The following is a 24,045-nucleotide window of genomic DNA, read 5'->3' as shown; positions in this document are numbered from 1 at the left end:
TCGACAAGTGTTTTCCCTACTGTAATTAGGGTGAACGGTTTAAGAGTGTTGACAGCACTTCTTAAACAGTTGAAGTCTTTTTTCTATTCCGGTCCTTTTTGTTAGTTTTATTATAGCGTTAACTAGTCTCATAATTCAATAAAAATTAGCAAAATATATCAAAACGAGTATTTTAGGCTAATCTTTTTCATTTAGATAATAAATAATTTTAAAATCATTTATCTGAAAAATAAAATCTTTCTCTCTACTCTTGACCAGCATGCAAAGTGCAATTTTTAGTTTCAATAAAAATAATCTTCCAAATGAAAGAGGCATTGCCCTTAGTTAATTCAGCTTAACTAAGGGCAATGCCTCTTTCATTTTTTATCTTTCACTAAAATTAGGTTAATCATTGATTTTATTTCATGTCATACTCTCTTTCAAGTCGATCTACTAAATGTTCACTTATGTAATCTTCGATGAAAGCACGTTTTTTATTATGATTTTCTTCCCTTTTAAAACTAAATAGACCAGTTTTCACTGTAGTAGTCCGTTCCTCTTCAGGTAAAATGCCCCATTTTTCAATGGCTTCTTTTTTTAATTTGTTCCTAATTTTCAATTCGTTTAGACGTTGCTCTTTTTCCAAGATTCTTTGGTTGTTTGTAGTTGTAGATGTTTCAGGAAGTGCCTTTAGTACATCTTGAAATTGAGATAAAATTTTTTGATTTGTTTGTCCACTTTGATTCATAAATGTTGTTAAAACCTGAACCATAGAATCAATTTTCTCAGTTGCCTCTGCTAATTGTTCTTCTAAATTCAGTATTTTCTTCTCAAAAACTGTTTTCATAGGTTCATTCTTTTCTAACATCTCTGATGTTGTTTCTCCATTAAAATGTGAACGGATTTGCTTAATAGAATAACCATGTTCTTCTTTTAATCTCTTAGCCTCAAGTAACATATCAATTTCTTCTCTTTTGAAACGACGATGACCACCTTGAGTACGAATTCCTTGAATATTAAAGTCCTCTTGATATCTTCGAATTGTTTGATCAGACAGTCCAGTAAGTTTTATTACTTCACTTAATTTGAATTCTTCCTCAGTTTGTTTCAAATTAACCCCTCCTCTTCTCGATTATAATAACAATAAATTTGTTGTTATTATAACAGAACTGACATCAAATTTTGAGAGATTTAATAATGGATTTTTTGTTAGATTTACAGGTTCTTTTGCTATTTTTGATAGAATAGGCAATTCAAAGTCATAGTTAATTATAACAAAGTTCTTAAGAAGGCTAAAGAGATGAAATCTAACTGTGAATCTATAGTAAGTGACTGTTAAGTTTGGATTAGAGAAGGCTAAAGAGATGAAATCTAACTGTGAATCTATAGTAAGTGACTGTTAAGTTTGGATTAGAGAAGGCTAAAGAGATGAAATCTAACTGTGAATCTATAGTAAGTGACTGTTAAGTTTGGATTAGAGAAGGCTAAAGAGATGAAATCTAACTGTGAATCTATAGTAAGTGACTGTTAAGTTTGGATTAGAGAAGGCTAAAGAGATGAAATCTAACTGTGAATCTATAGTAAGTGACTGTTAAGTTTGGATTAGAGAAGGCTAAAGAGATGAAATCTAACTGTGAATCTATAGTAAGTGACTGTTAAGTTTGGATTAGAGAAGGCTAAAGAGATGAAATCTAACTGTGAATCTATAGTAAGTGACTGTTAAGTTTGGATTAGAGAAGGCTAAAGAGATGAAATCTAACTGTGAATCTATAGTAAGTGACTGTTAAGTTTGGATTAGAGAAGGCTAAAGAGATGAAATCTAACTGTGAATCTATAGTAAGTGACTGTTAAGTTTGGATTAGAGAAGGCTAAAGAGATGAAATCTAACTGTGAATCTATAGTAAGTGACTGTTAAGTTCGGATTAGAGAAGGCTAAAGAGATGAAATCTAACTGTGAATCTATAGTAAGTGACTGTTAAGTTCGGATTAGAGAAGGCTAAAGAGATGAAATCTAACTGTGAATCTATAGTAAGTGACTGTTAAGTTTGGATTGGAGAAGGCTGAAGAGACGAAATCTAACTGTGAATCTATAGTGAGTGACTGTTAAGTTGAACTTATCTTCAACTACACTTTAGAAATCTGACTATAAATCTGTGATTAATTAATGTTAGGTTTAACTAAAGTTTAACTAAAGAGGGAGCTGTTATTAAGAAACTATATTAAGTGAGCAATAAGTTGAATTTAAGTTTTACTAGCGCTAAAAAATTAACTATAAATCTATACGAGGCGGTTTCTTCTAACATAACAGGAACCGTAACCATTGAAAATCGTGTATACCATGTGGCTAATAGCTCACTGGATATGGTCATCAAAATGGATCAAACAGATGAAGAAGAAGTAAGCTTTGTTGCACAAGAAAAAGAAACGGTAAACGTAGATGATGTAACGAGTGATTCAGAAACAGATTCAACAGATGAAATAGATGCTCATGCGTTAATTACAACGCTCTATTCTGACCAATGAAAAACAAAAAGTGAAGAAGGAAAAGGAATAAAAACCAAACAAGATTATGTGTTTTTAGTCAATGATTTGGAAAAAGATTTTGTTAAAGAGAAAATGAAAAACTATGAAAAGGCAATTAAGGTAGAAGCCAAACATAAACGTCAAACGCAACAAGAAATGAACGAATTACAACGTGATATGAAGTACCAAGTACAGGAGGAAAAAGCTGATACGGAATCAAAAATTGCGATGAAAAAGGATGCCATTCAATCGAGTGATGCAAGCATTCAGCTCTGTAAAGATGAACAAAAAACTTTTCAAGAAAAGCCAAAAAAGTTGAATGAAAAAGAAGAGGATTTGGTCATGAAGTGAAAAAACAGAGGGGGACACAAAGGGGACATGGCTTCAAAATAGGGAGACATAAAGGGGACATTGGGATTTTAAAGGGGGACGTGAAAGGGACGTACGCCAAAAAAAGGGGACTTAAAGGAGACATTTAGCGATTTTCTTTGTACCCACGGTTTTGCTAGGCTCTGCCTAGCCCCACACCTATGGTGGGGGCAAAAACCCCTTATGCTCTTCTCTCTTTTGTAGTAGGGAACCACACTTTATAGGGTAGGAACGAGTATCATGGATATGTTTTTATAAAATATAGATCCAATTGCCGTTTAAAAAATAGATGAAATAGAAAAAGAACAAAAGAATTCCTGCCAAGATTTCTTTAAAGTTCGTCCTGAAAAGGGGGAGATACTGGGAGAGATAAAAGATTATAACAAAGGTGAAAAATAGAAATTATAAAATGGGTTTATGTAATTTTTTGCACGGAATAATGGAGCACATTCTACAACAAAAGAAACGCAGTATAAGAAATGGAACGTTAAAAAAAGCAAAAGTTTGGAGGCGAAGTGAATGATAAGGAGTCTTCTTTTTTCATACTGGAAAGGTAGAAGAAGGAAAGAAGTAGCAAGTAAACCGGGTAATTAAAATTTGATTATTATCAATAAGTACTACAACAAGCTTGCCTATTTTCACAATGGCTATATTGAAATCGTTGATCCAGTAGCAACGGGAAAAACGTGGGATAAAACACCTGTTGGCTTTTTTAAAGTAGTAAACAAGATTAAAAACTGTCCTTACTATACAAGACATATTCCTGGAGGTGATCCTCGCAATCCGTTAGGAAAACGTTGGTTAGGGATAAATGCAAACGGTACGTATGGTGATACATACGGTATTCATGGCAATAACAATGAAAGCAGCATTTCGTGATAAAAACACGAGGTGCTGCTTATTTTTTGTGTTCTTACTATATAGACCTTATCATGGAAGTATGTGAAATGTAGGGGGAGAGTATTAAGTAATTTGTGCAACTATTTATTCTCGTGCTAAATTACTTTCTCAAAAAAGAAGAGACAACAAAACTCCTTAGTTTTTCTATAAGAATAAATAATTGTTTCAGCCAAAATTAAACCCTATAAAAGAGGATATCTAGAGTTCATATTCTTTATTTTACATTTGGAGGTTAGGAAAAATATGAAAACAACGGGTATTGTGCGAAAGGTAGACGAGTTGGGCCGTATTGTTATCCCCATAGAGTTAAGGAAGATTCTTACTATCAAAGAAAAAGATCCTGTAGAAATATTTGTTGATGGCAATTACATTATTCTTCAGAAATACAAAGCTCAAAATGAATGTATGATTACCGGTGAAGTGACCTCACAAAACAGAGAATATGCAAAAGGAATTGTGCTAAGCCCAAGAGGCGCAGAAATTCTAAAGAATGAAATTGAATTTAGATTTGGTATTAAAGCGTAATTTAGACGTGTGTTCCTGTCATACAGTGTCCAAGGTTCATCTTTTATAATTCGATCTATGTAAACCCTCCAGAACAAAGTTCTCGAGGGTTTATGTAAGTCTTTTTTATTTTACAGCTTCTTTAAATTCTTTACCTGGCTTGAAGGCTGGAGCCTTTGTAGCTGGAATAACAATTTGTTCACCTGTTTGTGGGTTACGTCCTGTACGCTCTCCACGTTCACGTACTTCGAATGTACCAAATCCAGCAATTTGGATTTTCTCTTCGTTTGCTAGTGTGGCAGAAATCGTTGCAAATAGTCCATCAATGGCTTTCTTTGTGTCTTGTTTTGTTAATTCTGATTTCGACGCGACAGCATCAATTAATTCAGCTTTTTTCATATCTACTTACCTCATTCTCTACTATGTATAGTGGTGTATAGACAAGAAATATATCACAGCCTGATCAAGAAAGTCAAACGTATGTTCTTGTATGTCTCCTATATTCTAAAAAATAGTATATTTTAATGTGAAATAACTAAAATTTATAGTTCGTAAAGTTATACGTTTACGAACTTTGATATTTTCCATAAGTGCATAATTAGATATGTAAATATTAAAGTATTAATAATATTTATTGAGTTTTAACCTTTACTCTTATTATAGACAAATTAGCTCTTTTTCTATAAAGAATATAGAACAACTATAAGATTTATATGCTAGATTAAAGAGGCCATATATTTTATATCTAAACTAATCTTGAAAAACGTTCAATATTTAGCCACCTAGCAAGATGAAGATAAACAATACGAATAATGTTTAGAAAAGCCATAACTCATTAGTTATTAATTGACTTACATAATTGGTATAAGTTAACATTAAACAAACTTAATACTCCAAAGGGGAGTAGCTGTACAACAAAAGTCGTCACTACGAAACAAAATGTTTCCGGCTTTGTTGGCAATCTTAATTGTTAGCAAGACCTTTGCCTACTTTTTAGCTAGGTAAAGTCTGTATTTGTACATCAAGCGCTTTTATCTACTAAAAGGATAAGAGCGCTTTTTGTTTTTTATCGATTTAAAATAGTTATGAGGAGTGATTAAATTATGTTTAAGAAACTGTTTGATTCACTAATGAATAATAAGCACAAGCGTTACAGTAGCAGTGATTACAAGAGAGGGAAATCAAAACCTTTTAAAAGTTATAGCAGTAGTGATGATTATAGGAAAGGCCGTGGTCACCACGGAAGTTATGGACATCATCATTATAAGAGGAAAGGAAAGAGTGGAAGTTTCTTTAGCAGTTAAATAAGAAAAGGGTACCTCGTTCTAATGGCATTGGAGAAGGAGGTACCCTTTCAAAAAATCTATAACTGAAAATAAAGCATATCATATTCTTACCATAAACAGTAGAGTTCTACTATCTGAGCATATGTATTAAAAGATTTGGTTGTTAAGAATCTCTTTAACCAACAATTATTAGCATGTTCTTCATCTATAAAAAGCTGCACACCTCATAATAGTGATTTTTCTTATCACCCTTGTGCATGAGTTGCACGAAAAGGCATTTTTTTTTACTATGATCCAAAAGAGTGATTATGGTAACTAAAGCTTTACTCTAATGTTCTCTAAAAAGAAGTTGTCTATTGTTTAAGTTTACCAATATAAATTTTAAAACCGTTTAAGGTTCTATTTTATTTTCGAAACAATAATGCCTACAATCATAATAAAAAAACCCAATGCTGTTTTCCAAGTAGGGACCTCTTTAAAAAATAGATAACCCATTAATATTGAAATCACTATCTCTATTCCTTTAGATGTAACTAAAACAAATGTTAAATTCTGAATCGCTTTAAATCCAAATTTGATGCCGTATCCGATGAGCATATTGGCTATTAAAAATAGTGGGAAGGCAAAAAGTTGATACTTTAAAGTCGTCCAAAAGGCCGGATCAATATGCTTACTTTGATACGAAAATAACAGGTTTATTAGAAATAAACCCGAAAATAAAAAGGTAGCACCATAAAAATAACTCATACATATACACTCTCATCATAATCATATTTGTTAGTAGTTTACCCAACGAGTGTTTCTTTATGCTATAAAAATTGCATTAGGTAAAAATGGTAGCCTTGATACAAAAAACTATGCTCCTTAAATAATAGTTAGGAGGTTATTTCTTATAAATGATCTTGAAAAATTAGGTTATAATCTAACGGTCTTCTTTGGAAATTGACTATCATCAGATTAAAAACAAGAAAAGCCCTCAAATTATGAGGACTTCCTTTGCCTATGAAATAAGAAATGGAATTTTTATTCGCATCTACAAAACGTATTGTAACATGTATTAGGTATAAAAAATGAGCTATTCAGACCCTGAAAAAGGTATTCTAGGATTTTAATTGGGTTTAACAGGGAAAATGTTGTTATATAGTGGAAATTTAGTTATCGTTAAATAAAAAAGAAACAACTTAGAGAAATAGGTGCTTGGATAATTGTACACATATAAATATAACAATACTTTACGGTATAAAACGCTTTTAATTTTATAATCGTAATTTCGTTTGTTTTTTAAAAGAATAGGCAATATAAATAAAAACAGATAAAAAGGAGAAATAATCTATATGAACAAAAAAATGGTAGTTCTTTGTATTTCATTAGCAGGTGCTTTAGCTACAGGTTCTCTCGCAGGATGCTCTAACAAAAATGATTCATCGCAAAATGCATCACAAAGTAAGAATGGCTCTTCGGAAGATAAATTAAATTTACAACAGTACTCCAAGGATCCAGATAGTAAACAGCAAGGTGAAGATTTTGATTTAATAGGAACATTAGACAAAGAAACGAATAGTGAGTTAACAATTGTTATTGATGGTGAAAAAGTAAAGATACCTAAAAGTAAGTCGTTTAAAAAAGAAGAAGATACACCTAAGGATATTGATGGAAAACAAGTAAACGTAGAGATTGATGCTAAAGATAACAATGCAGAAAGTCTAGAGTTAACTCCTCAAGCAAAAGCAGATTCAAATGGTATATACGAAAAAGATGCTGATGGAGATTATAGCATAATTGGAAAATTAATCAATGAAACCGATAATGATGTAACAATAGAAGTGTCTAGTGGAAAAAAGACTTATAAAAAATCTAAAGACTTTGAGCAAGATGACGACAATATGTCTGGAGATAGTAAAAATAAAGTTGTGCGATTAGAATTAAAGAAGAATGATGAAGTTGAAAGTCTCGAGTTAGATCCAGAGGATCAGTAAATGGAACAGAAAATTTAAGTAACCTATTTGTTATAGGAACCATAACAATTTCCATAGGTCCCTTTTATATAAAAAGAGCTACTGAATGACTATATTGGACACAGTAGCTTCTTTCTACGTATATTATTTTGTCTATTTAGTGAAATTTTTCTTATAAATCCCTGTTGGTATACATAAAGGTGAATGATCTACGGGATTGTCTATTATTTTACATGAAAGTCCGAATACCTCTTCTATCATTTCTTCAGTAAAGACTTGCTTCGGAGATCCTTCTGTATAAATCTTTCCACTTGAGATACTAATTAAGTGATCAGCGTAACGAGCAGCCTGGTTCAAATCATGTAGAACCATTACAATTGTTCGGTCCTGTTGCTTATTTAGGTTACGCAATAATTCGAGTACTTCAATTTGGTGAGCCAAGTCTAAATATGTTGTCGGCTCATCCAAAAGTAATAATTCCGTTCCTTGTGCTAAAGCCATAGCAATCCATGCACGTTGACGCTGCCCTCCAGATAAAGCATCTAAAGTTCGGTCACTTAAATATTCCATCTTAGTAGATTTCAAAGCGTCACTTACAGTTTTGTGATCTTCATTAGAATAACGTGCAAACAGTCCTTTATGGGGATGACGTCCGTAATAACAAAGCTCTTTAACCGTTAGATCTTCAGGTACGTCAGGAGACTGAGGCAAGATAGCTAATTGTTTTGCGACCTCTTTTGAAGAGTGCTGGTGAATATCTTTTCCATTTAAATAAATACAACCTTGTGTTGGTTTTAATAGACGTGCTAAAGATCGAAGAATTGTTGATTTTCCACAACCATTTGAGCCAATAATGATACTTATTTTGCCTTCTGGAATATGAAGATCAATATTATTAATGATCGACGTTGAATCGTATGAGATCGAAAGCTTCTCTGCAGTTAATTTTGTCATACATACTCTTCCTCTCACTTATTTTTTTGTTCGCGTCGCAGTAAGTATAAGAAATAAGGAGCTCCTATAATCGCTGTTACGATACCAGCTGGAATTTCGATTGGAGGAACTATACCTCTCCCTACAGTGTCAGCCAGAAGTAAAAACAAGGATCCAATTAGTGCTGATACAGGTAATAAGAATTTTGAACGACTACCTACTAACCTTCTCCCTACGTGAGGAGAAATAAGTCCAATAAAGCCTATTGATCCAACAACGGCTACTGATGCCCCTATTAAAATCACGGCTATACTCAATAAAGTATAACGAACATATTTTATTCTTTCTCCTAATCCGACTGCCATTTCATCTCCCAAATTCAAAATATCTAACTTAGAAGTAAAAATAACAATTAAAGGAATAAGGACAAGACAAGGAATTAAAAACCACATTTCATTCCAGCCTCTTCCCCATAAGCTTCCAGTTAACCATAAAAGCGTTGTGTTGACGTTATCTGGAAACTTAATCATAAAATACTGAATGCCGGCTTGGCAGATAGCCCCTAAAGCAACGCCTATTAACGCTAATGAATGAGTTTTTGTACCTTGTGTATATGAGAATAGCATAAGAGCAATTGCAATTACTGCAGCTCCTAAAAAAGCTGAAAATGGTAATGCTACCATAGAAGCCCCTGGAAAAATAATTAAAACAGCAACTGCGAATAAACCTGACCCTTTTGTTACACCGATTACATCTGGAGACGCTAATGGATTTTTTAAAATTCCTTGCAAGATAGCTCCAGAGACAGCTAAAGATGCTCCAACTATAACAGCAAGAAGCATTCGTGGAATTCGATAATTAAATAAAATAAAATGATTACTTTGTGATGATCCTATAAGATTAGTAAAAACTTCAACTGGTGAAGTGTATACAGCTCCAATACCCAAACTTATTAATGCCATCATAACTAGGATGAGGAGGAGTATACTGAGTATGCCATAAGGATGTTTTTTTGCGTTCATTGTTTAATCTTCCTCCCCTTTCTAGCAAGATATAAAAAGAAAGGTGCCCCAATAAGAGCTGTTACAATCCCTACCGGTGATTCGAACGGGTATGCAATAAAACGTGAAAGTATGTCTGCATAAACAAGTAGAGTCCCACCTAAAAGTGCGGAAAATGGTAAGATACGTTGATAATCTCCTCCCACTAACTTTCGTGCAATATGAGGAACCATCAGACCAATAAAGCCTATTGGACCAGCAACCGAAACGGACGAACCAGCAAGGATAATAACAATTACTCCAGCAACAAGCCTTATCCACTGTACTTTTTCACCTAAACCGGTTGCCATATTTTCCCCTAGAACTAATATAGAAATTGAGCGCCCCATGATGAAAGCTGCTAAAAGTCCAAATACAGACCATGGAAGTAATACTAAAACATGAGACCAGTTCTTTCCATTAATTGACCCTACAAGCCAATATAAAACGTCCGTAGCATCTTCATTTAACACAATTACTCCCTGTGTAAGGGAAGATAAAAATAGATGAACAGCCATACCAGCAAGAGCTAACTTAATATGTGTTACTTTCCCCCCAGACGCGAATAAGTAGACGGTTATTCCAACTAATGCAGATCCTAAGAATGAAAAATAAACAGTTGTTTTTGAATATAATTCTGGAAATAAGATTGTTGCCACAACAATAGCTAATGAAGCTCCGGCATTTACGCCGAATACTTGAGGAGAAGCTAGAGAGTTTCTAGTAATAGCTTGCATCAGTGCTCCAGCTACAGCAAGACTAGCCCCAATTAGTGCTGCAAGAACGGCTCGCGGTAGTCTCAGAGTTTGAATAATCGTTGTTTGTTTGGAATTGTCTGGGTGCAATAGGGCTCTTATTACATCAGTTATACTAATAGAAGAAGAACCTACAGAAACGTGAATAAATATTCCAGCTATCAATAAAAAAACACCAATAAATCCTGTTATGTATCTACTTGTTCGTTGTTTCTTGATATTCATGTTTATTCACAACACACTTTCTCATATACTTTGCTATACAAATAGAAGCAAGAATAGAAAACTATTCTCACTTCATAGTTACAGCTTTACTTTTGTTGATCATGTAAAAGCTTAACTGTATCCTTTCCAATTGCTTCTGAAGAAACAACACCTCGGAATCTTGTCCATAAGTTACGATCTACTACGAATACCTTATGATTTTTAACAGCTTTTAAGTTCTTCCATAGAGGATTTGATTTCCATTCATCTGTTAATAATTTTCCTTCATTATTAGCTAGAATTAAAATATCTGGATTAATGTCTGACAACTGTTCTAAATTCATTTCAGCGTAAGCCTCTTTACTTTGTACAGCATCTTTAAAACCAAGCTTTTCAAGGAATCCACCGTCATATGAAGCAGAGGTATGAGCTTGGAATGAAGTGTCTCGAACTACAGCTGGTAAGATTGTCTGACCATTTTCCTCTTTTACTTCCTTTTTTAATTTCGCAATGGTTTCCTCATGTTTATTTAATCGCTCTTCTGCTTTTTTATCTTTTCCAGTTGCTTTCGCAATTGTTTTAAAAGCATCTATATTCTCTTCATATGTAGATTCACGACTATTCAACTCAATCGTTGGAGCAATTTGTTCTAAGTCTTTATAAATTGCTTTATGACGTTGAACATCTGCAATAATTAAGTCAGGCTTTAGTGAGCTGATTACTTCCAGGTTTGGTTGTTGACGTGTCCCAACAGAAGTATACTTCATTTTTCCATTTACCAACTGTTCAATCATATCTTTTTTGTTGTCATCAGCTATTCCAACAGGCTTAATACCTAAACCGTGAAGTGCATCAACAAACGACAATTCAAGAACAACAATTCTTTTTGGATTTTTAGGAACCTTAGTAGTGCCTAATTCATGTTTAACAGCTACCTTTTGATTGTTAGAAGATTTTTCATTAGTAGAATCCTGCTTTGCCCCACATCCTGCTAACACTAATAATATAGAAAGGATTGCCATTACACTTACTATTTTCAATTTCTTTCGAGCTTTCATTTTCTCATTTCCTCCTATTAAATCCACTAAAATGATAATGATTATCATTAACGTAATGTTCTAAGCATATCTTTTCGTATTTATATAGTCAATAGATTTCCAGTAATAATTTACTCTCTTTCATAGGTTATGAACCTTTTAAAGTAAAGTTTCATTATCTTAAAATGGATAATACTTTCACAAACTTTGCATTTTAAAACGTTAAGTGAATAAAAGACCTAGTTTCTTCATTAAATAAAAGGTCTACTCATTGTCTTTTCCTACTTTAAAAAGCATTGACGAAAGCTATGCTATGGACATTAAAAGAAGGCTTCTTATTATATGTTAAGGAGCCTTCTTTGTTATTATTTAAGTTTCTTAGAAGTAATTTCATCCTGAAGGTTTTCAATAAAGCTAGTTATGTTGCATGTTTCGGATTTCTCTTCTCCATGCTTTCGTACATTGACGGAGTTGCTCTCCATTTCTTTATCTCCTAGTACTAAGATATAAGGAACCTTAGCCACTTGAGCTTCGCGAATTTTATATCCGAGCTTTTGTTCTCGATTATCTAACTCTACTCGAATGCCCTTTTGCCCTAACGCTTCTTTAACTTGTTGTGCATATTGCTGGTGAGCTTTCAGTGATACCGGAATAACCTTTACCTGTACAGGTGCCAACCATGTTGGGAAGACCCCTCCAAAGTGTTCAATTAAAATCCCAAAGAAACGGTCAAGAGATCCAAAAATAGCACGGTGAATCACAACTGGACGCTGTTTTTCGTTCTTTTCATTAATATAATTCAAATCAAACTTCTCAGGCAGTTGGAAGTCTAATTGAATTGTTGCACATTGATGGCTTCTTTTTAAAGCATCCTTAATATGAAAATCGATTTTAGGGCCGTAAAATGCGCCGTCGCCTTCATTTAATTTATAATCAAAGTTCAACTTGTTTAATACGTTTTCTAAAGAGCTCTCAGCAAGTTCCCATAAGCTATCCTCTCCCATGGAGTCTTCTGGTCGAGTTGAAAGTTCAATACTATATTCAAAACCAAATGTCTTGTAGATATAATCCACTAATTCAATGACCGATTTAATTTCACTTTCAATTTGTTCAGGAGTAACAAAGATATGAGCATCGTCCTGACAAAACGTACGTACTCTTAATAATCCATTTAGAGCCCCACTGAATTCGTGACGGTGAACTTGACCGAATTCTCCCATTCGAATGGGTAAATCTCTATAGGAATGGAGCTTATTTTTAAAGATAAGCATATGACCAGGACAGTTCATGGGCTTTAATGCAAATTTAGCGTTATCCACTTCTGAAAAATACATATTATCCTTATAATGATCCCAGTGACCAGACTTTTCCCATAATTGTTGATTCATCATAAAAGGAGTACGTACTTCTTCGTAATTATGCTTTTCTTGAACGGATCGTAGGAATTGCTCCAGCTGATTTTTAACCATTTGTCCTTTAGCTAGATAAAAAGGCATTCCAGGTGCTTCATCAGAAAACATAAATAATTCTAGTTCATTTCCCAATTTTCTATGGTCTCTTTTCGCTGCTTCTTCTAGAAACATCAGATACTCATTTAACTGTTTTTGAGAACGAAAAGCTACGCCATATACACGTTGTAACATTTGGTTGTCGCTGTTACCTCTCCAGTATGCTCCTGATACTTTTGTTAATTTAAACGCCTTAACCATTCCAGTAGAAGGAAGATGTGGGCCTCGACATAAATCGAAAAATTCCCCTTGTTTATAAATCGTAACTGTTTCATTCATAGGAATATCACGTAATAACTCCAGTTTCAACTCGTCGTTTATCTCGCTAAATATTCTTTCAGCTTCACTACGTGTCACTTCAGTACGTTCAATAGGATGATTTTCATTAATAATTTTCTTCATTTCATGTTCGAGTTGTAGTAACTCATTAGAAGCAATCGTTGTAGAAAGATCCATATCGTAATAAAATCCATCTTCAATAACTGGTCCTACCCCTAACTTCACATTCTTATGTACTCTTTTTACTGCCTGAGCAAGTATGTGAGCTGTTGTATGCCTCATAATTTCTAGACCTTCGTCAGAATCTACTGTTAAAATTTCGATTTCTGCATTTTGATTAATGGCTCGATGCAAATCATACAATTCTCCATTTACTTTACCCGCAATAGCTTTCTTCTTTAGGCTAGAACTAATGGATTCTGCAATAGCATGTAATGTAATACCTTTTGAAAATTCTTTCTCATTTCCATCTAAAAAGCGAATTTGAATTAAATCTTTACTCATGATAACCTCTCCTATTTAAATAAAGTCAAAAAAAACATACTCATCCCTAAGTAAGGGACGAGTATGTTTTCACACGTGGTACCACCCAAATTCCCATCAATAGAAATATATCGATGGCTCTGGTGCTGTAACGTCGCAAACGTTATTAATTACTACTAGTTCACTAATAAAGCTCCAAGGTGGTAAATTATTTCTCTTTCTTAAGGGCTCACAGCCAAAGACCCTATTCTCTGCAAAGAAGTATAAAAATAATTCATGTCCTTTTCGTTGCTTATCTATTTATTTTTGAACATAAAAAAACGCACTCATCCCTCTAACAGGGACGAGTGCGGTCGTGGTACCACCCTAATTTTATAAAACACTACAAGTGTTATATTCTCAAAAAGATAACGGATTTCCCGATTGAGGTTACTCTATCTACATATTTCCCCACAATAGCTCCAAGGTGGTAAATTATTTCTCTTTCTTAAGGGCTCACAGCCAAAGGCCCTATTCTCTGTAAAGAAATATAAAAATAATTCGTGTCCTTTTCAACGCTCAACATGTTCATTTCCAATAAATAGAATTATAATTTATACTATTTGTAAATGTCAATACTTAATTCTAAATATGTTATTAATTGTATGTTTTTGTTTAAAAAGATGGTTTATTGGTAGTTCTATTTTTACCTGTGTTTTTGGGGTTGTCCACTAGTAAATAACCAAAGATACTTATAATGCCAAACATGACACCGAACATTATGAACATGGTTTCACTTCTCAAAAATTCTAGTAATGTACCTGACAAAATGGGTCCTATAGACATACCAGTATATCTAACAAAGTTAAATACTCCCATAGCACTAGCTCGATTTTGTTCAAATTGATGGGTTAATATGGTTGCATAGGAAGGTGTTAAGATTCCAATTCCCACCCCATAAATGAATAGGCTTAGCGACATAAGTAGTAAAGAAACAGTATGTGTGAGTCCAAATCCTATAACACTAAATGCGATTGAAAAATTAGTAAAGGTAAATATATTTATAAGAGAAATCTTCTTCTGAATGTATTTGAATAACAGACTTCCGGCTATAAGGCTTAGCGTCATAGGAAGATAAAGCAAGCCAACAAGTTTTAGGTTTAGATGATAGTGGTCTGTTAATAAAACGGGGAGATAAACCAGGATAGAAAAGTAAATCAAAAAGTTCAAGAAGCTTAATGACAACAATACACTTCCCATCTTATCCTTCGCCATTACAAGGTAAAAATGAAGACCGTTCCTCTTGCTTGTCTTGTGCTTTTTCTGGTCTTTAGGAAAAAACAACATATTGATAATAAGTAAAAGAATAGATATACCCACTAATGACCAGAAAACACCATCATAATTGTATCGGTCTCCTATAAATCCTCCTAAAATAGGAGCTACTGCAGGAGCAATAGATAACAAGGTTTGATAAGTTCCCATAGCACTACCACGTTCTTCCCCATCAAAAAGATCCGTTATTGTAGCAGCTGCAATCAATGGAATGGCTGCGGTTCCGAGGGCTTGCAAAGATCGAAAAACAAGAAACAATGTAAAGTTACTTGTAACAGCACACCCAATACTAGCCAACACTGTAAGTATAAGACTAGGGAGAAGAATAAGACGACTTCCTTTAAAGTCAAGAATAGTCCCGTAGACTATTTGCATAATAGCTGTAATAAAGATGAACAATGAAACAGTTAAATTAACTAATGTTGTGCTTACATCAAATGAATCCTTAATTAACGGAATAATAGGCGAATAAATATTTTGATTTAAAGATGCAAAAAATGCACTTATACAAACGACGTATAAGATAAAAATAGGTTTTGTATTTGTATGTCCCATATAAATCTCCTACCTTGTAAATAAGTTTTTCCATATAAAAGTATGTTTGACATTCTAAAAGCACCTAATGTGTCTATTCTTGTCTTAATTTATTAATCATCGTTTCAAGGAACTCTAATATAATTTTTTGTTTGTCATCAGAGAAATCATCAATTAAATCATAAAATTGTCGTTTCCTTCTGCTATGTAGTTTTTCGTGAAGTTCGAAAACTTGTTTTCCTTTTGCTGTTAACTTAAAGTAGACCTCTTTTTTATTGTCTGCCAATTGGAATCTTTTAATTAACTCATCTTTCGTTAATGTTCGGGTAATTTTCGTGATATTTGCTTTAGATAAATTCATCCTAGTCGCAATCCCTATGTTATTTATAGGTCCATTATTTCCAATGCATTCAATCACGTGGATGCTGCTCATGTTACTGGGTAATGTTCCTATTTCGTTCAGTTCTTTTTCATCAAGATAATCAAAAAAAGTTTGGGAAACTGAATCAGCTTTTTGTTCGTTCAGGTGTAATAATTGCAAATAATTTTCGTATATTAACTGTTTAGATAATAGAGACATATTAGTTCCTTACCTTTCTAATGTATAAATAATTAATGTTCACCAGTAAACATTATACTACTAATAAGCTATTAAATGAATGTAAAATCTCTTTTTTATACAATAAAATCAGATTTCATAGTAATTAAAACCTACTATATTTGCAGAAAAAACGCTTATAAATTTACAAAATAAAGAAAAAACGTTGACTTTTACAAATATTTGGATTTAAAATAGTTTTTGTTTACTAGTGAACATTAACCGTTTAATCATAGGAGTTGAAATAGCTATGTCACAAATTCTTTTAGAAAAAATAGCTAAGCCTTTATTTGCTATTGAACCTTTATCACAAAATTGCCAGAGCATTTTTGACAGAAGAAACCACATATTAATAGGAATTAGCCCCTTTAACAGTAGATTTTCAGAGGAATATATTTATCGACTAATTGAGTGGAGCATTAAAGAGTTTAAGGGTGTTTCTGTTCTCTTAGCTGGAAATGAGGCTGCAAATCTTTTGGAAGCTTTAGGAACTTCTAGGGTGAAAGCTGAGCGTAAAGTGAGAAAAGAAGTAAACAGAAATCGTCGATTTGCCGAAAGAGCTCTCAAAGCTCATGGTGGTAACCCTGAAGCTATTTATACATTTTCAGACTTTATTACTCAACCGGTATATTGTGATATGCGCACTAAGATTGAAGAAAGTTTTTTACATCAACCAAACTTTCAAAATGCTTGTTTAGAAATGTCACATGCAGCAATTGTAGGAAGAGCATCTGGGACAAATATGGATATTTCAGTTATTACTTCAGAAATGTTACATAATGCTGTGCAATATGTTTTGGCTGAACTGCCGTTCTTTATTGGAGCACCTAACATCTTGGGTATTCAAGAAACTGTACTTGCTTACCATAAACCTTGGAGACTAGGTGAACAAATAAAAGATGAGCAATTTTCAATTAGAATGCAACAAAATCAAGGATATATAACTGTCGATGAAATTCATTAAATTTACACCTTTAAATTTTAGGAGGAACAGTCTTGAATACATCATTTAAAACCTTTAGTATCTTATCAGAACAGTTTCATGAAGATCCATACCAATATTTTTCAGAACTTCGCGATTTCGATCCTATCCATTATGAGCAAGATATTGATAGCTATTTTATTAGCCGATATAAAGACGTAAGGTATGTATTACAGAATACAGAAATCTTTACGACTAAATCTCTTGCTAAACGTGCTGAACCTGTAATGCGTGGACCTGTCCTTGCACAAATGAAAGGAAAGGAACATACAGCAAAACGTAAAATTGTAGTAAAAAGCTTTATAGGTGATTCACTTAAGAGACTCATTCCTTTAATTAAAGAAAACGCAGAAGTTTTATTGTCACCACACTTAAGTAAAGGGAGAATCGATTTAGTTAACGATTTTGGAAAAACTTTTGCAGTATATGTCACGATGGATATGCTAGGACTTAACAAAAAAGATCATCAACTTATCGCAGATTGGCACAGTGGAGTTGCTAACTTTATCACTACTATACAGTTGTCATCTGAAGAACGTGATCATTCATTATGGTGCAGTGAACAACTAGCAAACTACCTTTTACCCATTATAGAAGAGCGTCGACAAAACCCAAAATCAGATCTCATTTCAATATTATGTCAGTCTGAGTATGAAGGAGTTGAGATGTCCGACACGAACATTTTGGCACTTATCCTTAATATACTATTAGCAGCTACCGAACCTGCAGACAAGACATTGGCATTGTTAATGTATTATTTATTAAATAATCCGTTACAAATGCAAGATGTGATGGAAGATCGTTCATTATTATCAAGAGCAATTGCCGAAACTCTAAGGTTTAAACCACCAGTACAACTTATACCAAGGCAATTATCGCAAGATGCGAAAATAGCCGATAGATTACTACCTAAAGGTTCAACCGTATTCTGTATGATTGGGGCTGCCAATCGAGATCCTGAAGCGTTTGATAATCCTGATACTTTTAACATTCATCGTCCTGACCTTGACGTCAAAACGGCTTTCACAGGTATTGCTCGAACATGTGGCTTTCGGTTCTGGCATACACAACTGTGTAGGAGCTGCCTTTGCAGGAACAGAAATTGAAGTAGTAGCTAACATTGTTTTAGATCAACTACAAAACATGAAATTAGAAGAAGGATTTCATTACACGGAAAGTGGTCTTTATACACGTGGACCCGTTTCTCTTCCATTAACGTTTAATCCTATTAAAGGCTAAGATAATAAATTGTATACAATTAAGCAAGTGGATTTACGACATGCTCATTAGGCATGTCGTAAACCTACTTCTATATTTGTTTGGTCCACTCATTTAAAAATTTAATAATTATTTTTAACTCTACTTCTGAAAATTTATTAAGTAATTCTACATATCTTTTCTCTGCTATTTCATGCATTTTATCATGAACTTCAGCTAACTCCTCCCCTTCCTTTGTCAAGGAATAAAAGGTTTCCCTATTATTATGGATATTCTTGTTTGCTAGAACAATGCCATGTCCCACAAGTGTATTAATAGCCTTAGATACAGCAGGTTTTGAGATATTAAGTTCTTTAGAAAGAAGAGCATTGTTTACATATTGGTCTTTATTTATTAATGAAACAATATGTAATTGAGTAATTGTCCATTTTTTATTCGTACTATTTACACTTTGAGTTAGTTTATTAGCTAGCATTTTCCTACTTTGAACCTTTTTTTCTCTAGTCATAATTAGAGATTCAATAGCTTGGAACGCTTGCTTATGAAGAGCTTCCATCAGAAACACACCTTCTTCAATATAATTGTTAACTGGTTAACTATATATAATAGTTTACTGGTTAACGTTTATATTGTCAAGTTTATTTGATTTAGGCTTTGCATACAATATAACTGATTGATAGGATACATTAGCCTTCTTTGTTTATAAAAAAATTAATATATACGGCTGCCTTTTTATAATAGGTTCCGGAAACATGTCTTATGTTAACTATAGAAGTAAACCTTTGCGAACTAATTAAAAAACTATTTTATGTAACGCATAGGGTGTAAAAGAAACTTCCCAAAAAACGATTACTCTAATCTGAGTAATCGTTTTTTGGGTTTTAACCATCTATACGTTTTAGTGTCATTGTTGCTGCCAGATATACATTAAAATGCGGTTTATTATAGCAATTGTAATATAAATAAGTGCCAGAGAATGCTTACCACTAGTGTATAGGGCAACAGAAGGAAGCCCAAATATAAGAAGTTCGAGCAAAATATGAATAGGGGTAGATAGTTGAACGTAAGAACGAGGAGAACCAAAAATCCCCCAAACTACTGCAATTATTAACGGAGCACCTATTGATAAAAGCACTCTCATTGACCCTTTTCCAGTTTGAAATCCCCAGTAAGCTAGTGAGCCAAGTGCGAACAATTCCAAAGAAAATCGCAACATCAAATTTAAAGTTTTGATGAAAGGAAGAAGATTCATATTAAATTAATCGTCTTCATTGTTTTTACTCTCTTGTTTCATCGCATTTATTCCTCTTAAAAAAATATCTATTAACATGAGAAGACTTACATCAAGATCATGGGGGAGACCAAATCCTTTTTTCTGCTCAAGTGAAGCAAAGCCATGTAAAATACTTCGTAGTCCTCGTGTGGCGTGTAAAGTTTGCTCTTCTCCTAAGCCGTATTCGTTAAGTACTTGAATGACGATATTAATGGTTTCGTTCTGTATGTGCTTAAGTTCCAGGTCATCAGAATTAGGAGAACGGAGCATTGCTTCATACAACCCTGGATGATTACGAACAAAAACTATGTAAGCTTCGCCTAATGCACGAACTGCATTATCTTTTGCACGTCCTACGGTTGCATGTATTAATACTTTATAAAGTTGTTCGTAACCATAAACAGCTAACTTTTTCCGTAATGCTGGTAAGCCATTTATATGATTATATAAAGAAGGTGGACGAATATTTAATTTTTTAGCAAGTGAAGCTAATGTTACTTCATCTAATCCTTGCGTATTTGCCATTTCTGTAGTGGCCTTTAAAATAGTGTCTAAATCAAGTCCCGGTCTTGTGCCCATAGTTAAATTCCTTTCTTACTATAGGTTAAATTTGTTCCAAATTTAACCTAGCTTTTGTAATTGCATTGTTTATAGCTTTTTCCGGTCGTTTTATCATTTTTCCATGCCCTACAGCAAGCAATGAAGGATTGTAATTCAATAACTTGTGAGCACTCTGAAGTGCAACTTCCTTATTCCATGTAGCCATTGCTGGAAAGGGAAATAAAGGTTGAAGCTGGCCAGTTACTGCCATACCACCCCGTGTTTGAAAGGCATCACCAGCAATTAAGGTATTAGTACGGGTATCAAAAAAAGCCATTGAACCTGGCGTATGTCCAGGAGCAGCTATCGCAATTAGTGAACCAATCTGGTCACCATCTTGTAATAAAATGTCTGCTCGGGTTTTTAGATTTTTAGGTACTCCGCCACGTATAGGAGTATTCGGTTCATTAGGATCCAACGTAATATCCCCACCCATTAATCGGGCATCTCTACTTGAAATATGTACAGGAACATTGGGAAGTAATTGCTTTATTTTATCAAGTGCTCCTACATGATCGTCGTGCGCATGGGTTAGAAGAATACGTGTAATAGGTTTGTTAATCTTTTTAGCAGCTTTTAATATTTTCTTAGCACTGTAAGGAAGCGCAGCATCAACTAGAGTTAAACTATCACTCTCTTCAACTAAGTAACAATTAACTGGGAAAAATCCTGGTAGAAAAGTCAATTGATGCAAGTATGCTTCATGACTGATTCTCATAGGAATACCTCCTTCTGGTATTAGCTTTAAAACTATTTCCATTTATATATTAACTAATGTCATTAGTTAACGCAAGTTAATATACATTTTATTTGTTAAAATTAAGATAAATGCCCAATAATTAGATGGGTATTTTATATTTTAAGGTGTTAAAACAGAAGAAAAGGTCACAGACGTATACTTTTACGAACACTAATCAATTTATTAAAAGGTATCTACATAAGTGGCTATATGTTCATTAAAGATATTGAATTAAGGGAGAAAAACCCCAAGTAGCTGTAATTAATACACAGAGATATAATCTCTGAGAAAATTAACTTTTGTTTATGTATAATAAATTATTCGATGTAAGCTTCAACGTTTTAAGCATTTAATTCTTTTCTATTTAAAGTAGTTACACTACCAGAAACATCACAAAAAAGCCCTTTATTTAGGGCTTTTGCATATAAGTTATTATTAGCTATTAATAGACAATTATCACGTTAATTTATTTTCAGTTGCTCTGTAACTATTTTTTTCTGATTCTTCTTTCTGAACGTAAATCCTAAAAAGGCACAAACAAATACAAAGGGAACGGTAGATTTATAAAGGTTACTAAAGCTACTCGCAATTTTATCTGTTCCATACTCATTGACTTTTTTCGAATATTTATCTATTTCTGTTTGTTTTTTTTCTATCTTCTCAGATACTTGTTTATATATTAACGGCTTAGCTACCTTCCTCTTGTTTAAAGGCATGTCCTTTAATATATCTTCTGCATTCTGGTTAATCATTCTATCTATTTGCTTTTTAGAAAGTTGACTATCTACTTCCACATGTTCTTTATCGGAATAAAGAGCGTTCTTTGTATGTCGTAATACCCTAGTTTGTTCAGCTTTCTCTATATTGAGTTGATTCAATTGTGTTTGAGCATATCTCATTACTTTGTCTTGATTTTGATAGATTTTATTGGTTAATCCTCCAACAAAAATGGCGACTGCTAGAACAACACCAACTTGTCGAAGCATGGAGAATACCCCTTGTGAAGCTGTTAATAATTCACCTTCAAATGAAGAGGTGCTTGCTATTGTAGCAGTAGCAATTATAAAGCTAAATCCAACCCCTAATAATGTACATAATGTAATGATTTCCGTTGTTGTACTATTAATACTTAAATTTTCTAGAAGGTAGTAAGCACTCCCCATAATAAGAAATCCTAGAATAACAGGAACAATAAAGCCAACTTTTTTAACCAATAACCCTGCTAACTGTGAAAAAAAGAAGATTGCTGCTGATACAGGTGTAACAAGAAGAGCTGCCTCTAATTCCGTTTTTCCTTGAAACCTTGTCAAAAATTGTGGTAGTAACACCATCACTCCAATTAAAAAGACATATCCTGCCGATACAGTTAATACGGATCCTAGAAACTGGCGGTCTTGGAAGAGGGACAATTTAATCATAGGATCTTGTACTCTTTTTTCTATTACAATAAATAAAACGAGCGAGATCATACTAGTGAGATAGCAAATTAGAGCCTCTTGACTAGTCCAGCCCCAAGAGTTTCCTTTAATTAATACTAATGTTGCGGTGAACAAGGCAATGGTTGAAAAAATTAATCCTCCCCAATCAATCTTAGCTTTAACTGTCTTTTCTTGTTTTAAAGGAAGTAAGAATACACAAGCGATAACTCCAATCATACAAATGGGGATATTAACATAAAAGACCCAATGCCAGTCTAATTTTTCTGTTATAATTCCCCCAATTGTTGGACCTAATGCTGTAGATAAACCTTGTGTTGCACCTAATAAAGTTAGTGAAATCATTCTTTTCTCTGTAGGCATTATTCCTACCCCTATAACCATACTAAGTGGAATAAGGATAGCTGCCCCCAGACTTTGAGTAAATCTAGCTATGAGTAGAAAATTTGCAGACATGGATAAGCCACATAATAAAGACCCTAAACCAAATACTATTAATCCTAGTAAATAAAACTTATTTCTCCCAAACATATCTGCAAACCTAGCCATGGGTATGGCAAGGACTGCAATAGTCATTGTATAGACATTAAGCATCCAAGAACTCGTTTCTAACGTAGTATGTAAGTCTTCTTGGATAGCAGGCAAGGTAATATTCATTATTGTAGAATCAATCATACATATAAAAATTCCTAAACACATTAATAATAAAATTTTTGTATGGCTTTTCTTCCTCATCATTTAATTACCTTTACTCATTAATTGCTGTAATTCTCTTTCTATCCAAACCAAGGTAAACTTTGCTTCATCAATTCCATAAAGAAGTGTAATTTTCTTATGACGTTCCATATTAGGATATTTCTCATTAAGAGATGTCAAATTGTCTAATTGTGCTTGAGCTTTTTGTTTCTCTGTATTTAACCATTCTTTAATTTTATCGAAGCTTGTATATTGTCCAAAAAATATACGTATTAGCAAATCCGATCGAATTAACGTAGGATTTAAGGGACTATTCATATATTCCTGAAATTCTTTTTCTCCTTTTGAGGTAATGACATATAGATTCTTATTAGGTTTTCCTTCTTGTTGAATAACTTCCTTTTCAATAAGCTCATCTTTTTCCATTCTTCGAAGTGCCGGATAAATGGCCCCATAAGAAGCTTCAAAAAAGTATGAAACCGAATTTTCCATCATTTGTTTAATATCATAGCCACTCATTGGTTTTTCAGCTAGAAAACCTAAAATAACATTTTGTATATTCATTTTCATTCCACCTTTATATTAACATTGTTTATATGTATAATATTAATATAAACAATGTTAATATAGACGTCAATGGATTTTTTCACCACAGTTAGTAAAAGTAATTGATGTATAAATATCTGCCTTTTTATGCATTTGTTTGTCTTTTTAGAAAGCTATAAAAGTCACTAAATCAACGATGTATAAAATCGTGTATAAATGATAAATGTAAAAAGCGAACGAGCCCTTTTGTATCAAGGACTCGTTTTTTTGATGTCTTCCGGAAAGAGACATTATGGTGCGACAAGAAGTCGCTTTCTTACAGTGTAGCTAACGCTACTCATCTAGACGTAGAGA

General features: G+C 33.4%; 23 protein-coding genes, 1 pseudogene and 2 other annotated features. Of the genes and pseudogenes, 8 read left to right on the top strand and 16 right to left on the bottom strand.

Going from position 1 to position 24,045, the window contains the following annotated elements; all coding sequences use genetic code 11:
- Window positions 1–397: 397 nt before the first annotated feature.
- Window positions 398–1,090, bottom strand: a complete 693-nt coding sequence (locus ACO1DI_RS22180) for a MerR family transcriptional regulator (protein WP_048022402.1) — start codon at window positions 1,088–1,090, stop codon at window positions 398–400.
- A 1,124-nt stretch (window positions 1,091–2,214) separates the two neighbouring features.
- Between ACO1DI_RS22180 and ACO1DI_RS22175 the strand changes: the two genes are divergently transcribed.
- The 4 genes from ACO1DI_RS22175 to ACO1DI_RS22160 all read left to right on the top strand — a co-directional run bounded on the left by ACO1DI_RS22175 (window position 2,215) and on the right by ACO1DI_RS22160 (window position 4,296).
- Entirely contained in the window at window positions 2,215–2,502 is a 288-nt protein-coding gene (locus tag ACO1DI_RS22175) for a hypothetical protein (RefSeq protein WP_098113494.1), read from the top strand.
- Between the two features lie 66 nt (window positions 2,503–2,568).
- A complete protein-coding gene (locus ACO1DI_RS22170; RefSeq protein WP_141483547.1) occupies window positions 2,569–2,853 on the top strand; it encodes a hypothetical protein in 285 nt (94 codons plus the stop codon).
- A 615-nt stretch (window positions 2,854–3,468) separates the two neighbouring features.
- Window positions 3,469–3,750 (top strand): L,D-transpeptidase, encoded by a 282-nt coding sequence (locus tag ACO1DI_RS22165; RefSeq protein WP_279401098.1) that lies wholly within the window; start codon window positions 3,469–3,471, stop codon window positions 3,748–3,750.
- Between the two features lie 264 nt (window positions 3,751–4,014).
- Complete coding sequence (locus tag ACO1DI_RS22160; protein ID WP_115653600.1) at window positions 4,015–4,296, top strand: AbrB/MazE/SpoVT family DNA-binding domain-containing protein; 282 nt, start codon at window positions 4,015–4,017, stop codon at window positions 4,294–4,296.
- Between the two features lie 105 nt (window positions 4,297–4,401).
- Here ACO1DI_RS22160 and ACO1DI_RS22155 read toward each other — a convergent pair whose 3' ends face one another.
- Window positions 4,402–4,674: an HU family DNA-binding protein gene (locus ACO1DI_RS22155; protein WP_025753496.1), complete on the bottom strand. Its 273-nt coding sequence runs from the start codon at window positions 4,672–4,674 to the stop codon at window positions 4,402–4,404.
- A 704-nt stretch (window positions 4,675–5,378) separates the two neighbouring features.
- On the opposite strand from ACO1DI_RS22155, the gene ACO1DI_RS22150 reads away from it, so the two are divergent.
- Entirely contained in the window at window positions 5,379–5,579 is a 201-nt protein-coding gene (locus ACO1DI_RS22150) for a hypothetical protein (RefSeq protein ID WP_299634162.1), read from the top strand.
- 381 nt (window positions 5,580–5,960) lie between these two features.
- Here ACO1DI_RS22150 and ACO1DI_RS22145 read toward each other — a convergent pair whose 3' ends face one another.
- Complete coding sequence (locus tag ACO1DI_RS22145; RefSeq protein WP_047751948.1) at window positions 5,961–6,308, bottom strand: hypothetical protein; 348 nt, start codon at window positions 6,306–6,308, stop codon at window positions 5,961–5,963.
- A gap of 587 nt (window positions 6,309–6,895) precedes the next feature.
- Between ACO1DI_RS22145 and ACO1DI_RS22140 the strand changes: the two genes are divergently transcribed.
- The gene (locus tag ACO1DI_RS22140; RefSeq protein WP_299634175.1) at window positions 6,896–7,537 is read left to right on the top strand and encodes a hypothetical protein; all 642 of its coding nucleotides are present in this window, start codon (window positions 6,896–6,898) and stop codon (window positions 7,535–7,537) included.
- A 132-nt stretch (window positions 7,538–7,669) separates the two neighbouring features.
- Here the strand turns inward: ACO1DI_RS22140 and ACO1DI_RS22135 are convergent, their stop codons facing one another.
- From ACO1DI_RS22135 to ACO1DI_RS22105, 7 genes are all read right to left on the bottom strand, one after another.
- Window positions 7,670–8,470 (bottom strand): ABC transporter ATP-binding protein, encoded by an 801-nt coding sequence (locus tag ACO1DI_RS22135; RefSeq protein WP_299634178.1) that lies wholly within the window; start codon window positions 8,468–8,470, stop codon window positions 7,670–7,672.
- Between the two features lie 14 nt (window positions 8,471–8,484).
- On the bottom strand, window positions 8,485–9,471 hold the full coding sequence (locus ACO1DI_RS22130) for a FecCD family ABC transporter permease (RefSeq protein WP_299634180.1): 987 nt from the start codon (window positions 9,469–9,471) through the stop codon (window positions 8,485–8,487).
- Window positions 9,468–10,475 (bottom strand): FecCD family ABC transporter permease, encoded by a 1,008-nt coding sequence (locus ACO1DI_RS22125; protein ID WP_299634369.1) that lies wholly within the window; start codon window positions 10,473–10,475, stop codon window positions 9,468–9,470. The genes ACO1DI_RS22130 and ACO1DI_RS22125 overlap by 4 nt, the downstream gene beginning before the upstream one ends.
- A gap of 80 nt (window positions 10,476–10,555) precedes the next feature.
- Window positions 10,556–11,506, bottom strand: a complete 951-nt coding sequence (locus tag ACO1DI_RS22120) for an ABC transporter substrate-binding protein (protein WP_221817024.1) — start codon at window positions 11,504–11,506, stop codon at window positions 10,556–10,558.
- 344 nt (window positions 11,507–11,850) lie between these two features.
- Window positions 11,851–13,776: a threonine--tRNA ligase gene (gene thrS, locus ACO1DI_RS22115; protein ID WP_299634186.1), complete on the bottom strand. Its 1,926-nt coding sequence runs from the start codon at window positions 13,774–13,776 to the stop codon at window positions 11,851–11,853.
- Window positions 13,777–13,826: 50 nt separating this feature from the next.
- Window positions 13,827–14,053, bottom strand: a binding site (T-box leader).
- 38 nt (window positions 14,054–14,091) lie between these two features.
- Window positions 14,092–14,319 (bottom strand) — a binding site (T-box leader).
- A gap of 90 nt (window positions 14,320–14,409) precedes the next feature.
- Window positions 14,410–15,624, bottom strand: coding sequence for an MFS transporter (locus tag ACO1DI_RS22110; protein ID WP_243557738.1), 1,215 nt, complete (start codon window positions 15,622–15,624; stop codon window positions 14,410–14,412).
- Between the two features lie 73 nt (window positions 15,625–15,697).
- The gene (locus tag ACO1DI_RS22105) at window positions 15,698–16,183 is read right to left on the bottom strand and encodes a MarR family transcriptional regulator (protein ID WP_098113967.1); all 486 of its coding nucleotides are present in this window, start codon (window positions 16,181–16,183) and stop codon (window positions 15,698–15,700) included.
- A gap of 268 nt (window positions 16,184–16,451) precedes the next feature.
- Between ACO1DI_RS22105 and ACO1DI_RS22100 the strand changes: the two genes are divergently transcribed.
- Together ACO1DI_RS22100 and ACO1DI_RS22095 are read left to right on the top strand one after the other, a co-directional pair.
- On the top strand, window positions 16,452–17,165 hold the full coding sequence (locus ACO1DI_RS22100; RefSeq protein ID WP_243557740.1) for a tRNA-dependent cyclodipeptide synthase: 714 nt from the start codon (window positions 16,452–16,454) through the stop codon (window positions 17,163–17,165).
- Window positions 17,166–17,197: 32 nt separating this feature from the next.
- Window positions 17,198–18,422: pseudogene (locus ACO1DI_RS22095) on the top strand (cytochrome P450, cyclodipeptide synthase-associated).
- A gap of 70 nt (window positions 18,423–18,492) precedes the next feature.
- Here the strand turns inward: ACO1DI_RS22095 and ACO1DI_RS22090 are convergent.
- The 6 genes from ACO1DI_RS22090 to ACO1DI_RS22065 all read right to left on the bottom strand — a co-directional run bounded on the left by ACO1DI_RS22090 (window position 18,493) and on the right by ACO1DI_RS22065 (window position 23,709).
- Window positions 18,493–18,957, bottom strand: a complete 465-nt coding sequence (locus ACO1DI_RS22090; RefSeq protein ID WP_243557744.1) for a MarR family transcriptional regulator — start codon at window positions 18,955–18,957, stop codon at window positions 18,493–18,495.
- Between the two features lie 348 nt (window positions 18,958–19,305).
- A complete protein-coding gene (locus tag ACO1DI_RS22085) occupies window positions 19,306–19,617 on the bottom strand; it encodes a YrdB family protein (protein ID WP_405105709.1) in 312 nt (103 codons plus the stop codon).
- A 42-nt stretch (window positions 19,618–19,659) separates the two neighbouring features.
- On the bottom strand, window positions 19,660–20,253 hold the full coding sequence (locus ACO1DI_RS22080; RefSeq protein ID WP_243557746.1) for a TetR/AcrR family transcriptional regulator: 594 nt from the start codon (window positions 20,251–20,253) through the stop codon (window positions 19,660–19,662).
- 25 nt (window positions 20,254–20,278) lie between these two features.
- Window positions 20,279–20,992 carry an MBL fold metallo-hydrolase gene (locus tag ACO1DI_RS22075; protein WP_243557748.1) on the bottom strand — a complete coding sequence of 238 codons (714 nt, stop codon included), beginning with the start codon at window positions 20,990–20,992 and terminating at the stop codon, window positions 20,279–20,281.
- A 482-nt stretch (window positions 20,993–21,474) separates the two neighbouring features.
- Window positions 21,475–23,184: an MFS transporter gene (locus ACO1DI_RS22070; protein WP_279400987.1), complete on the bottom strand. Its 1,710-nt coding sequence runs from the start codon at window positions 23,182–23,184 to the stop codon at window positions 21,475–21,477.
- Window positions 23,185–23,187: 3 nt separating this feature from the next.
- A complete protein-coding gene (locus ACO1DI_RS22065) occupies window positions 23,188–23,709 on the bottom strand; it encodes a PadR family transcriptional regulator (protein WP_243557752.1) in 522 nt (173 codons plus the stop codon).
- Window positions 23,710–24,045 lie beyond the last annotated feature (336 nt).

It is taken from the genome of Priestia sp. 40 (genome assembly GCF_049368575.1).
In the GTDB taxonomy this organism is placed as follows: domain Bacteria; phylum Bacillota; class Bacilli; order Bacillales; family Bacillaceae_H; genus Priestia; species Priestia zanthoxyli.
Note: the sequence above shows the minus strand (reverse complement) of the source record. Positions and strands in the feature narration are given on the sequence as shown.

Coding starts and splice junctions, on each gene's coding strand:
- ACO1DI_RS22160 (WP_115653600.1), top strand. CDS start 4,015: ATGAAAACAACGGGTATTGTGCGAAAGGTAGACGAGTTGGGCCGTATT.
- ACO1DI_RS22155 (WP_025753496.1), bottom strand. CDS start 4,674: ATGAAAAAAGCTGAATTAATTGATGCTGTCGCGTCGAAATCAGAATTA.
- ACO1DI_RS22150 (WP_299634162.1), top strand. CDS start 5,379: ATGTTTAAGAAACTGTTTGATTCACTAATGAATAATAAGCACAAGCGT.
- ACO1DI_RS22145 (WP_047751948.1), bottom strand. CDS start 6,308: ATGAGTTATTTTTATGGTGCTACCTTTTTATTTTCGGGTTTATTTCTA.
- ACO1DI_RS22140 (WP_299634175.1), top strand. CDS start 6,896: ATGAACAAAAAAATGGTAGTTCTTTGTATTTCATTAGCAGGTGCTTTA.
- ACO1DI_RS22135 (WP_299634178.1), bottom strand. CDS start 8,470: ATGACAAAATTAACTGCAGAGAAGCTTTCGATCTCATACGATTCAACG.
- ACO1DI_RS22130 (WP_299634180.1), bottom strand. CDS start 9,471: ATGAACGCAAAAAAACATCCTTATGGCATACTCAGTATACTCCTCCTC.
- ACO1DI_RS22120 (WP_221817024.1), bottom strand. CDS start 11,506: ATGAAAGCTCGAAAGAAATTGAAAATAGTAAGTGTAATGGCAATCCTT.
- thrS (WP_299634186.1), bottom strand. CDS start 13,776: ATGAGTAAAGATTTAATTCAAATTCGCTTTTTAGATGGAAATGAGAAA.
- ACO1DI_RS22110 (WP_243557738.1), bottom strand. CDS start 15,624: ATGGGACATACAAATACAAAACCTATTTTTATCTTATACGTCGTTTGT.
- ACO1DI_RS22105 (WP_098113967.1), bottom strand. CDS start 16,183: ATGTCTCTATTATCTAAACAGTTAATATACGAAAATTATTTGCAATTA.
- ACO1DI_RS22100 (WP_243557740.1), top strand. CDS start 16,452: ATGTCACAAATTCTTTTAGAAAAAATAGCTAAGCCTTTATTTGCTATT.
- ACO1DI_RS22090 (WP_243557744.1), bottom strand. CDS start 18,957: ATGGAAGCTCTTCATAAGCAAGCGTTCCAAGCTATTGAATCTCTAATT.
- ACO1DI_RS22085 (WP_405105709.1), bottom strand. CDS start 19,617: ATGTTGCGATTTTCTTTGGAATTGTTCGCACTTGGCTCACTAGCTTAC.
- ACO1DI_RS22080 (WP_243557746.1), bottom strand. CDS start 20,253: ATGGGCACAAGACCGGGACTTGATTTAGACACTATTTTAAAGGCCACT.
- ACO1DI_RS22075 (WP_243557748.1), bottom strand. CDS start 20,992: ATGAGAATCAGTCATGAAGCATACTTGCATCAATTGACTTTTCTACCA.
- ACO1DI_RS22070 (WP_279400987.1), bottom strand. CDS start 23,184: ATGAGGAAGAAAAGCCATACAAAAATTTTATTATTAATGTGTTTAGGA.
- ACO1DI_RS22065 (WP_243557752.1), bottom strand. CDS start 23,709: ATGAATATACAAAATGTTATTTTAGGTTTTCTAGCTGAAAAACCAATG.